Annotated in this window: 10 protein-coding genes and 1 pseudogene; 7 read left to right on the top strand and 4 right to left on the bottom strand. The window is 51.9% G+C overall.

The features are described 5' to 3' along the window. The first annotated feature begins 56 nt into the window (after positions 1-56). The gene (locus tag ACN2TU_RS26995; protein WP_472850216.1) at positions 57-221 is read left to right on the top strand and encodes a DUF6788 family protein; all 165 of its coding nucleotides are present in this window, start codon (positions 57-59) and stop codon (positions 219-221) included. Between the two features lie 263 nt (positions 222-484). On the opposite strand, the pseudogene ACN2TU_RS21435 reads toward ACN2TU_RS26995, so the two are convergent. Continuing rightward, a pseudogene (locus tag ACN2TU_RS21435) lies at positions 485-697 on the bottom strand (helix-turn-helix domain-containing protein); the annotation flags it as partial. 209 nt (positions 698-906) lie between these two features. Here ACN2TU_RS21435 and ACN2TU_RS21430 point away from each other — a divergent pair. From ACN2TU_RS21430 to ACN2TU_RS21405, 6 genes are all read left to right on the top strand, one after another. After that, positions 907-2,073: a thiolase domain-containing protein gene (locus tag ACN2TU_RS21430; RefSeq protein ID WP_435158296.1), complete on the top strand. Its 1,167-nt coding sequence runs from the start codon at positions 907-909 to the stop codon at positions 2,071-2,073. Next, positions 2,070-2,456 (top strand): Zn-ribbon domain-containing OB-fold protein, encoded by a 387-nt coding sequence (locus ACN2TU_RS21425; protein ID WP_435158293.1) that lies wholly within the window; start codon positions 2,070-2,072, stop codon positions 2,454-2,456. Before ACN2TU_RS21430 ends, ACN2TU_RS21425 begins: the two co-directional genes overlap by 4 nt. A gap of 40 nt (positions 2,457-2,496) precedes the next feature. Beyond that, positions 2,497-2,997 (top strand): gamma carbonic anhydrase family protein, encoded by a 501-nt coding sequence (locus tag ACN2TU_RS21420; protein WP_435158431.1) that lies wholly within the window; start codon positions 2,497-2,499, stop codon positions 2,995-2,997. A gap of 84 nt (positions 2,998-3,081) precedes the next feature. After that, positions 3,082-5,100: an AMP-binding protein gene (locus ACN2TU_RS21415; protein WP_435158291.1), complete on the top strand. Its 2,019-nt coding sequence runs from the start codon at positions 3,082-3,084 to the stop codon at positions 5,098-5,100. A 133-nt stretch (positions 5,101-5,233) separates the two neighbouring features. Beyond that, the gene (locus ACN2TU_RS21410) at positions 5,234-6,208 is read left to right on the top strand and encodes a 3-hydroxyacyl-CoA dehydrogenase family protein (protein WP_435158289.1); all 975 of its coding nucleotides are present in this window, start codon (positions 5,234-5,236) and stop codon (positions 6,206-6,208) included. A gap of 94 nt (positions 6,209-6,302) precedes the next feature. After that, the gene (locus ACN2TU_RS21405) at positions 6,303-7,973 is read left to right on the top strand and encodes a TCP-1/cpn60 chaperonin family protein (RefSeq protein ID WP_435158287.1); all 1,671 of its coding nucleotides are present in this window, start codon (positions 6,303-6,305) and stop codon (positions 7,971-7,973) included. 196 nt (positions 7,974-8,169) lie between these two features. Here the strand turns inward: ACN2TU_RS21405 and ACN2TU_RS21400 are convergent, their stop codons facing one another. The 3 genes from ACN2TU_RS21400 to ACN2TU_RS21390 all read right to left on the bottom strand — a co-directional run bounded on the left by ACN2TU_RS21400 (position 8,170) and on the right by ACN2TU_RS21390 (position 11,497). After that, positions 8,170-9,069 (bottom strand): carbohydrate ABC transporter permease, encoded by a 900-nt coding sequence (locus ACN2TU_RS21400; protein WP_435158286.1) that lies wholly within the window; start codon positions 9,067-9,069, stop codon positions 8,170-8,172. Beyond that, on the bottom strand, positions 9,059-9,952 hold the full coding sequence (locus tag ACN2TU_RS21395; protein WP_435158285.1) for a carbohydrate ABC transporter permease: 894 nt from the start codon (positions 9,950-9,952) through the stop codon (positions 9,059-9,061). The genes ACN2TU_RS21400 and ACN2TU_RS21395 overlap by 11 nt, the downstream gene beginning before the upstream one ends. Before the next feature lie 123 nt (positions 9,953-10,075). Beyond that, positions 10,076-11,497, bottom strand: coding sequence for a type 2 periplasmic-binding domain-containing protein (locus ACN2TU_RS21390; RefSeq protein WP_435158283.1), 1,422 nt, complete (start codon positions 11,495-11,497; stop codon positions 10,076-10,078). Between the last annotated feature and the right edge of the window lie 424 nt (positions 11,498-11,921).

The raw sequence follows: 11,921 nt of genomic DNA, 5'->3' as shown, positions 1-11,921 counted from the left end.
GATCAAATTGAACAAGCGACGGTCGATGAACTCGCTGCAAAAGCACAAGCGAGGGGATCCCAAATGATATCGCGGACTGGAACACAATTACTGAAAAAGGTGTCCCCACGAAAGCGTCAATCGTGACGAAAACCATTAATAGTAATCAGTATTATTATTTCCAATGGCGAAAAGCCGACCGCATTAAATCGCAATATGTCGCTTCCGTGATTTCAGAATAGCAATTTTCGAGAGTGGTGCCACTCTGACAAGAACACTAGAATAAACACCGTTATTAACATACACATCCATAGGTATAATTGTAGGTTAAAGTAAGGAACCAGTGTACAAACACGCTCTTACTATTCATACTTTTGGCGTGAATAAAATATATAAGGTGATGACTAAAACTATCTATGTACTTTTGCGATTGTTATATGACTCCAGATCGTTCATGATCATGAACCAATAGTGCGGATGTGACAAATTGCCTTGGAAATCATCGCGACACAGCCTGTGCCAGGGGTTCTTTCTCAAGTCGCTTTAGCCAATTATAGATCGTTCGCCGCTCGACACCGTACCAAGTGGCTAACTCGGTCTGAGTAACACCATTTTTGTAAGCAATTGCTGCCATTAATCGTACTGCTGGCTTCTTTCCCTCGATATCGTTGAGGGCTGCTTGAAGGTTCTCGAGAGATACCTCGCCAAGGTCGATCATCTTACCCACCTACTGAATATGGGTAAAAGTTCTAACGGAATTTGTCGATAGGAGATCATGGCACATTATGAACCAAATATTGAAAATTCAATCAATTATATAGTCTCTGTTCTTCGGATCCATACTATTCGTTGTGAATGGGGTACTCTGTTCGAAAATGTCTGTCTAACCGGAACACATATCATCCGTGATTGAGATGTCCAAATCGTATGCAAGCAGTCCGCATAGCTGGCGGTGGGCTAACCCCATTCGGCCAGTTTCCAAATCGGACCAGTCGTGACCTCTTTGCGGAAGCAGCGGAGTCAGCGCTTAACGATGCGGGGGTAAAATGTGAAGATGTTGATCATCTCTGCTTCGGGAATTTCGTCGGTGATGTCGCAGAACGACAGGGCCATCAGGGACCGCTAATGGCTGAGATGGCCGGCGTTTCTGCCCCTGCTACCCGGTATGAGAGTGCCTGTGCCGCTGGAGGAATGGCAGTCCGTGGTGCCGTTCAGAAAATCCGGCTCGGCGAGGCAGATGTCGTTATCGTCGGTGGGGCTGAACAACTCAATACACTTGATACTGGCGGCGCGACCGAAGCACTCGCGATGGCTGCCGATGAGCTGTACGAGAGCCGTGTGGGGGTAACCTTCCCCGGTGCTTACGCGCTCATGGCTCGCGCGTACTTCGCTGAGCACGGCGGGACACGTGAAGATCTCGCAGCCATTTCAGTGAAGAATCACGAAAATGCCGTTCACAATGAGTACGCGCAATTTCGCAATAAAATAACTATTGATGACGTACTTGACGCTCCGACAGTCGCAGATCCGCTCGGTCTATACGACTCTTGTCCTGTCAGCGACGGTGCCGCCACGGCAGTTCTTGTGAGTGAGTCGTATGCGCGTGAACATGATCTTGAGGCACCGGTTACGATCACCGGGAGTGGCCAGGGCGGAGATACCCTCGCTCTCCAGGGACGCTCCACCCTCACGCACACACCCGCAACGAAACAGGCGGCCGAAGCAGCCTATGCCAACGCTGGGATCACTGCTGACGCAGTTCAAGTGGCTGAGGTCCACGATTGCTTCACTATCGCAGAAGTACTCGCTATCGAGAGCCTTGGATTCTTCGAATACGGCAACGGAATCGCAGCAGCTGCGGAGGGCCATACAACGCGTGACGGATCCGTCTCAGTGAATCTTTCGGGAGGACTGAAAGCAAAAGGCCATCCTGTTGGTGCCACAGGGGTTGCACAAATTGTCGAGTTAACCCGATTGTTCAGGGGAGACCACCCCAATAGCAGTGCTATCGCCGATGCAACAGTCGGAGTTGCACATAATGCGGGAGGTACCGTTGCGAGTGCTGTGGTTCATGTCTTGGAGGTAGAACGATGATCGAAGAAGAGTCCGATGCAACCTACGCAGCATTATTGGACGCTATCGAAACCGACGGAGGATTTTACCTCGAATGCTCAAACGAACACGGATCACTCCCACCGCGACGTGTCTGTCCGGAGTGCGGCTCGACGCCCCTCTCACGTGAGCCGCTTCCGAAAAGTGGTACAATCGAAACCTACACTGAAATTCACGTCACACCGCCACGGTTCCAAGACGAAGGTCCGATCGTGGTCGCGATTGCTGAGTTTGGACCGGTTCGCCTGACTGGATACGTTCAAGACAGCGATGGCGATACAATCGAACTTGGTCAACCCATCGAACTGGATGTAAACGAGCACCGAGATATGAGTGAGCGGTTCATCGTCTTCCATCTAAAGTGAAAGGGATAGCACTATGCACGACAACTCTGACAGCGGATATATGCAGAAGCGAATCAAAGGAGAAGCTCCGATCGTTGCAGACTCAGCGTTTGTTTCAGAGCAGGCATACCTCATCGGGGACGTGGCGGTTGGCCCACGGGCCAGTCTGTGGCCGTTCGTCTGCCTTCGCGGTGACGGCGGTCCAACGATCGTTGGGGAAGAAACGAATGTCCAAGAGTTCGCGATGCTTCATGGAGCCGACCTCGGCGAGGGAGTGACGGTTGGACATAATGCCGTCGTCGATTACGCAACCGTGGAAGATCACTCGCTAATCGGGATGCAGAGTGCAGTTCTGCGTGGCGCGACAGTGGAGTCAAATAGTATCGTCGCGGCCGGCAGCGTCGTCCTCCAGGATCAAACCATTCCAGAAGGACACATGGCGTATGGCACGCCAGCGAAAACCAAGCCATTGACCGAGGCTCAGCAAAACGAAATCTCTCGCGTTCACGAACACTATGTGGAACTCGGCCAGACGTACAAGAAGACGAGACGGTTCGAATAGCTTCAACCGGTGCTGGGTCGGAAATACCTCGTGGTTTCCTATGGTTTTTAATAGATGCACCACCACCAAATGGTACGTAAAACCATGGCAGGCAAGCCTTTCGAGGAGACACCGGTAGTGCATGAACCGTCTCAAGCATTCGTTGAGTCGACGAACGTCTACAAATTTATGCAAGCGTACGGCATCGACGACTACGGCGACCTTATCGCCCGAACCTCAACGCAGGTTGAGGGCATCGAATTGTCGGGCGTTGAGTGGTTCTGGGACGAGCTAGTTGATTATCTCGACATCGACTTCTTCGAAGAATATGACGTGATTCGGGATGATGCCAATGGCCCACAGTTTTCTGACTGGTATCGGGGTGGAAAGATAAATATCGCCCATAACGTTGTAGACCGCCACGCCGCTACAGACGAAGAAACACGAAATAAGGTCGCCTGTATCTGGGAAGGTGAGAACGGTGAGGTCCGCGAAGTGACGTATCACGAACTCCACCGACAAGCCAATATGGTTGCGAACTATCTCGAATCAGTCGGCATCTCAACTGGTGATACGGTTGGCCTCTATATGCCGATGGTACCGGAGGTTATTCCGATTCTCTATGGTTGTTTCAAGACCGGTGCCGTCGCCGTTCCCATCTTTTCTGGGTTTGGCGTTGACGCCACAGCGACACGAATTGAAGACTCGGCGTGTTCCGTCCTCTTTACTGGTGACGGCTTCTCTCGGCGTGGCCGTGAAATCATGCTTAAAGGAACGGCAGACGACGCCATTGAACAGGCGGGCTATGTCGAACATACTGTCGTCTTTGACCGACTTGGTGCGAGTGATGATGAAAGTAATGTCAAGATTCCGTGGGTGGACGCACGTGACCAATGGTGGGCTGATGCCGTCGAGACCCAGGATGACACCTACGACACTAAAGAACTTCCAGCCGACCAGGAGTCGATGTTGCTGTATTCATCCGGGACGACTGGCAAGCCGAAAGGAATTGTCCACACTCACGCAGGTGTTCAGATGCAATGTGCGAAGGAACTGTACTTTGGCTTTGATCTCAAGCCTAGCGACCGCTTTTTCTGGGTCTCAGACATCGGATGGATGATGGGTCCATGGACGCTCATCGGGAATCATACGTTCGGTAGTACCATGTTCATGTACGAAGGGGCGCCAGACTATCCCAACCCAGATCGTTTCTGGGAGATGATTGATCGCCACGGGTTAACGCAGTTTGGTATTTCACCCACCGCGATTCGCGCGCTGCGAAAGCACGGCAATGAATGGCTCGAGGGCCACGACCTCTCCAGTCTGCGCCTGCTCGGGTCGACCGGCGAGCCGTGGGACCCCGAATCGTGGAACTGGTTCTATGAGAACGTCGGTGGAGGCGAGGCGCCCATCATCAACATTTCAGGTGGCACCGAGATCTGTGGCTGTTTCCTGATGCCAATGCCGATTCAGTCGCTCAAACCAACTACATTGGGAGGGCCAGGACTCGGTATGAATATCGACATTGTGGACGGAAGTGGCGAAAGCATTGCAGATTCTCACGAGCGAGGCTTCCTCGTCGCACGCGACTCTGCGCCATCGATGACAAAGGGGCTCTGGAGTGGCAAAGACCGCTATCTTGAAGAGTACTGGTCGACGTTCGAAGACCCGCCGATGTGGGACCACGGCGACTGGGCGCAGAAAGATGGCGATGACCTTTGGTTCCTCCATGGCAGAGCCGACGACGTATTGAACGTCGCCGGCCGAAAGGTCGGCCCCGCCGAAGTCGAGGCTGCACTCATCGATCACGAAGCCGTAAACCAGGCTGTCGCCGTGGGTGTCCCGGACGACACTACCGGTACAGCCGTCGTGGCATACGTTATTCTTGAGGACACTGCTCAGGAGTCGGATACGCTCCGTGAAGCGTTGCGCGAGCGAGTCGGCAACGAGCAGGGCAAACCGTTCCGCCCACGGAACATCTACTTTGTCGACCAGTTCCCGAAGACACAGAGTGGGAAGATCGTACGGCGTATCATCGCATCGGTCCACCAAGAGAACGACACAGGTGACCTCTCCTCTATCGAAAATCCTGAAGCAATCCGGGATATTCGCGACGCGCGTTGAACACTACGAACAGACCTGACCGGTATCTCGGCAGATTCTATTCTGTGCCAGGGTTTGAGACGTACTCTTGTGTAGTGGGCAAATATCGGAGGTGGGAGGAACATTCAACTAGCTCGTTTGTGAACAACGACGTATGGCGTTGAAAGACAGTGGCGAAGAGGCCGAAATAGCTCGTGTTACCGTCGTTGGCGCTGGGACAATGGGATATGGTATCGGTCTTGCTTTCGCCCTTGGGAGAAAACACGTGACGCTCTTCGATGTCGATGAGTCAGCATTACACTCTGCAGCAGAATCGATCTCCGAGAGCATTCAAACCCTCCAAGAACACGGGCAAATCTCCAAATCCGAGGTGAACGCAATTGAGGACCACATCGAATACGAATCGTCGCTCGAAACGGCGGTTCAACACGCAGACCTCGTAACAGAGGCTGTTCCGGAAAAGATGGAACTCAAAAAGACGGTTTTGGAAGAAATAGACCAGTACACGCCAGAGGATGCGATAATAGCATCGAACACCTCTGGACTCCCGATAACCGAACTTGCAACGGCCGTCGAGAAGCCTTCGTTGTTTATTGGGACGCATCACTTCAACCCAGCATATATTGTACCGGTCGTTGAACTCATAAAAGGCGATCAAACCGTGGATTCCATCGTAAATGACCTCTACTCCGCCTTCGAATCAATGGACAAAGTGCCGGTGATTGTCAACAATGACATTCCCGGATTTATCGTGAACCGAATACAGACCGCGATGGCATACGAAGCAGAATCACTGGTGAACAGGGGCATCGCGAGTGCTGCGGATATCGACCGAGCGGTGAAAGGAAGTCTCGGCTTCCGTTTGCCAGCCATCGGTATCTTCGAAAAATCAGACCATTCAGGCCTTGATGTCCACCATGAGGTCATAACCAACCTCCTTCCAGAACTCGACCGAGGGACTGAGCCGCACGACTTTCTCACAGAGTTAGTGGAGGAAGGAGAGTACGGTGTAAAATCAGGGAAGGGCGTGTACAACTGGAGTGAACAGGATATGGAAGCAGTGTACGCTGAGCGTGACGGTCAACTACTTTCACAGTTATCCATCTACCGTGAGGGACTCTCACGGTAATGCATCAAGAACACAGAATGACTGCACTGTCGTTATTCTAATTGAGAGCCTCTCGCACCGGAAGATTAACGGGATAGTGCTTCGTTCAACCGGTATGGCTTCAGGCAGTCACGAGAGTAGCACTTCCACTGGAAATAGGGGAGTAGGTAATTCCGGACAACCGCCGGAAGGCTCAGGTAGAGTTCTCACACAAAATATCGCGGGTGCAAAGTCAGTCGGAGACTTCATTTCTACGACCCTTGGTCCGTGTGGGATGGACAAGCTGCTACTCGACACCGACGATGCGGAAGAGGGACTCAGTGAATACTTCGAGGTGACTAACAATGGTGCATACCTTCTCAAGCGAGTTCCCTTCCAATCGCCAGGGGCACGAGTCGTTGCACGAGTAGCAGCTGCCCAAGAAGAGCGGTGCGGTGACGGGACAACGACGACGGCGATCTATGCGAGTGAAATTCTCCGAGCAGTAGAACCTCTGTTAGAACAGGGCATCCACCCTTCGACAATCGTGTCCGGAGTCGATTTTGCGATAGAAGTTGCTACTGAAGCACTGCGAGACGAGTCGCAAGCTGTTTCGATTAATGATAGCGAACAACTACAGTCGATTGCTAAAACAGCAATCCAAGGGAAAACCGCGGACGCGATCGTTGAGACGCTCAGTGAGTGGGCTGTCGACGCTGTCCAGACACTTGCGACAGATGAGGAGGACGGTGTTCAGGTGAACACCGATTTAGTTCAAGTCGAGTCGCTCCGAGCTGGTACTCTGAGTGATACAGAACTGATCGATGGGATGGTTTTAAAGAAATCATTCGCGGGAACGTACGAGCCAACCGAACTTCAGAATCCGACGATCGCTATCGTAACAGAGGGGATCGCCCGGGCAGAAACTATTCGACATCGACTCAGCAGTGACAGCAATTCGAGTACACAAGAGGTGGAATATGGATTGTCTGACCCAAAAAGCGTAGAGGCCTTCGCGGAATACGAGATTGAGCACGTCACAGAACTCCTTGACCCACTTGTAGCTGCTGACGTAGACGTCGTTCTCGTAGGAGACCGTGTGGAAGACGAATTACTTCCACACTTCGACGATGCAGAGATTGCCGTCGTTCGGAACGCGAGAGCTGGTCGGATGAAGAAGGTGGCGCGAGCGACCGGGGCAACGATAAATAAACACCTTCGTGAATTTACTCCCGACGATGTTGGAGAAACAGCCCAGCTCGAATGGAGACGCTATCCGGCAATCGAACAAAACGCGATTTTGTTTTGGGGTGGAGCCGGTGAACAAGTAGTTTCCGTGCTCGCACACGGAAGTACGTGGATGTCTGGCTGGGAGCTTGAGCGGAATGTGATGAATGCAATTCAGTCGGTCAGCCTCACAGTAGAGCACGACGGAATAGTCCCTGGTGGAGGAGCGATCGAAACCACGATCGCTCGTCGACTTCGAACTACTGCATCCACCGTTGGTGATCGCAGGTCACTCGTAATAGAAGCAGTCGCGGACGCTATCGAAGGAATTCCAAAGGCGCTCACTCGAAACGCTGGCATGGATACGATTCAGACGATTACTTCCTTACGTGCCGCACACAGTAACGGAACGAAAACAACCGGAGTTCTCAGCGACGAGCGAACCGTTGGTGAGGTCGTAGAGTCAGGAATTCTTGAGCCAGCCGAAAGCAAGCGATACGGACTCGAAGCAGCGGGGAGTGTCGCCACGACGATATTACGGATTGATGACCTGATTGTTAGCAACGACTCAAGTAACTAGGTGGCGGTATCTGTAGAACGGGGGAGATATCGCACCAATCCGGCGAGTTCTGGGATGGGCCCAGAATACCAATTGTTCTATGGGCGCAGAATATCTTTCTAAGAATCTGCAGTGTCCAGTAGTGAGTTTGGGCCCACACAGAAATTGTCTCGTGTTCGATGAACAGGACGTACTCAGAGGTAGTGTGGTGAGAAGACTATCCTTTCACACCCCCGGCTCCGAATCCCTTCACGAGATGGTCCTGTACGAAGATGTAGAGGAGCAAGACTGGAAGGGTAACGAGCGTGGTCGCAGCCATGAACTGACCCCACGGCGGGTTTGCAGATGACAGCATCTGGCTAAGTCCTACTGGGAGCGTTTGCATCTGGCTGGACGTCATGATAACGGACGACCAGAGATAGTCGTTCCAAGCAAGTGACCAGGTGAAGATCGAGGTTGCAATAATCCCGGGGAGTGCGTTCGGAAGAACGACGTAGGCGAACGCCTGCATACGAGAAGCGCCGTCGATCATCGCGGCCTCCTCGAGAGAGTACGGAATCCCATTGAAAAATTCTCTAAGCACCCAGATACTGAACGGGAGCGAAAAAGTCAGATACACGAGTGAGAGGCCGAACCACGAGTTATCGAGGCCCATGTCGTTCATGAGAACGCTCAGGGGAATCACGAGCACGATCGCAGGGAACATGTAGATCAACAGAATCGAACTGTCGATGAACTCTCTTCCCCGGTACTCGAACCGTGAGATACTGTAGGCCCCTAACGTACCCAGCGTTATCGTCAGCACCGTTGCAAGGAGCGACGTGATAACGCTGTTCCGATAGTAGATGAAGAATTGGGAGTTCGTCTCTATGAGGTCTACGTAATGGGCGAGCGTCCACAGCTCTGGGCTGACTTGCGGTGGCCAGGAGAACAGGAGTTGTTCCGGTTGAAGCGATGTTATGCCCATCCAGACGAGAGGGAACAACGAATAGACAACTGCAGTGGTTGCAAGGAGATACAATGCAGTTCGGTCGCTCCGGTCACGAATCCGTTTCGGGACGTGTTCTTGTATCCACTCTTCGAGACCGGCCGACGGGTTGGCTAGGTTAGGCTTCATTTTTCGTACCTCCTTGTTTGTAGAATTTCTGTAAATAGAGGAATCCAACGGACATCATGATGATGAACATCACGTTCGCAATCGCTGCGGCGTAGCCGAAGCTGAGGCCTTGGTAAGCCTCAATGTAGGCGTAGATGGGCAGGATTTGTGTACTGATTCCAGGACCGCCTCCGGTGAGCAGGTATATCGGGGCGAATTTTTTGAACATCCAGACGCTCCGCAACAGGATCACGATGACGAGGATGTTGTAGAGTTGCGGTAGAGTAACGTACCTGAACTTTGCAAGTTTGTATGCCCCGTCGAGTTCGGCAGCCTCATAGAGGCTGGGTGGGATCGTTTGGAGTCGTGCGAGTACGGTAATCACGACAAACGGGGTGAACCGCCAGACTCCCAGAAGTACTGCCGTCGTCATTGCATGGTCGTAGCCAAAGAAAACAATTGGATCGTCAACGAGGCCTGCTGTGACGATGATATAGTTGAACACGCCATACGTCGCGTTGAATATCCATCGGAAGTTGAAGACTGCGACAATAGTTGGGACCATGTAGGGGAACAGGACTGCTCCGCGGAAGAGCTTCCGCCCCTTGAAGTCCCTGTGGAGCAACAGCGCAATTGCAACACCAAGCACTATTTGCAACGTCATGGTACCAAGTGCCCATACGACGTTATTCTTCAACGAAACCCAGAAGTCGCTCGTTGAAAAGAGCCTATTGTAGTTGCTCAGGCCAGACCATTGGAGCGTCATGCTGAAGCCTGACGTTGAGTGGAATCCGAGGTAGATGGCGAAGAGGAGAGGGAATATAACGATCACGCCAAATACTAACAGTGTCGGGATAATCAACGACACTCCTAGTTCGCTCTCGGTGATATCCCTTCGAACCACTCGACGTGCGAATCCTCGCAGTGATTGTAAATTCCGCTCCTTCCCGTCCAATATGCTCATGTGTTGTAATGGGTATAATTCGAAGTGATCATTAAACTCTACCGGTTCTTGAACATAGACGCTTCAGTTACTACCATAGTTCGCAACCTCTTGCTCTGCCTTTTTCGCCATCTCTTTTGCTGCTTCGTCCACGCTGATTTTGCCAGCGAAGTAGTTGGATCCTGGGCCACTCATCACCGGTTTCTTGATCATACTCGCCATTTCGGGGAACGCTTCGAATTCAGGTCCGGCACGACACTTCGGGTGAGCAACTCGCGTATCTTCGACGAGATTATCCCGGATCTCTTTCCCGTGTTCGTAGTCCGACCAGACGTCGAACTCATCCCACGCTTCTTGATGGCCCTCATAAATTGGGACTGTGTTTCCTGGCGTCCCTTTCATGAATTCATCGACGAAGTACTCAGGCTTGACGTAGTTCTTCCACCACTCAACTGCACCGTCCTGATTCTTCCCCTTTTTGATCAACTGACCGCCATCACCAGACATGAGCGACTTCTCGTCAGGACTCGCTTTGTCGTTATCTGGCTGAGGGTGCGAAATAGTTGTCACTTTGTCTGCGATATCTGGCGTCTGTTCGACGACGTTGATGAAGGTCCGACCCCAATATTGGCATGTAGCGACCTTGTCCGCTGCAAAGTTCGTGTAGATATCTCCGTAGCTAAACGACTCTTTGCCGGGTGCACCATACTCAGCCAGTGCGTTCCAGTGTTCCAGCGTATCTCTAGTAACCTGTGAATCGAATGCGACGTTCTTCTCAGGATCGAGTGCATTACCGCCTGCGCCACGAAGCCGGGTGAAGAAGATAGTCGCCATGTAGGCGTTCTTTGCCGTCGAAATGGCGGTACCAGCTAGGTTCGGGAACTTATCTGATTCGTGAGCCTTTTTCAGCACACGCAGTTCATCATTCCAGCTTTCTGGGTACTCTTCATCGATGGCTTCGAGAACATCAGTCCGCATCCAGAGCGTGTTGGATTGACTGTTCGACTGCATCGTGTAGAACGACCCATCTTTATCTAGGTAGTGGGTCTCGGGAACGTCATTGGAAATCTTCCCCGCTGATTCCTCAGCGGCGTCCATTAGCCGCTTCGGGTTCTCGATGAAGTCTTGGTCTTTCAGTAGGAGGTTGAGTTCGTTGTCGAGGAAGAATACGAGATCCGGCCAGTTCCCGGTACGAGCCGCCTGAACTAGTCTCCTGTAGATTTTCTCCCAGTCCGTGTACCCCATCTCGATCTCGAGATTTTCTCGACTGGACTTGAACGCCTCGTTTGCCGATTTGTATGAACGCTTCGACGCTGATGAGGTGTACGTGGTAAGTAGTTTCAGTTTCGAACTGTCCGAGGAACCACTCGTCGAATCTCCCGAGCCCGACCCACCGAGGCAACCCGCAAGTGCAGCAGCCCCAGTAGCGCCCGCTCCCGCAAGAAACATTCTCCGTTTCAATTCTTCGTCATCTTCTGATGACTCTGGATTGGTATGGCTAGTCATACTCCGTGTTCACTACTATACTATGTCTATATTAATGTTACCATCACCCAGACACCCTTGTTGTAGTATTCACATAAGGAGCGGTGCGTACTGAACCGCCAGACCAGTATCGTCGAACGATAGGGAACGTCACTACCCAGTAACCATCACAGATTCCGAGTAAATGCCTAAGAAAAATCTTAAGCAAATCGAGGCATAGAGCAACTTATGGCTCGTGAATACTCTCGTCTGAAAAGAATCGTTGTCTCTCTCGAGATTCTCATCGGCTCATTCGCTACTGCGATCTCATTTGGTCTGTTCGTCCAACTTGCAACCGGAAGTGGACTGTCCGTTACTTCAGATATCGATTCGAGCGTCCGGGCAACCATCGCACTACTCGTAGTTGGTGTCGTTTTGTTTGTAGATGGACTCCGACGTGGACGTA

This window comes from Haladaptatus marinus, from assembly GCF_051194195.1.
Note: the sequence above shows the minus strand (reverse complement) of the source record. Positions and strands in the feature narration are given on the sequence as shown.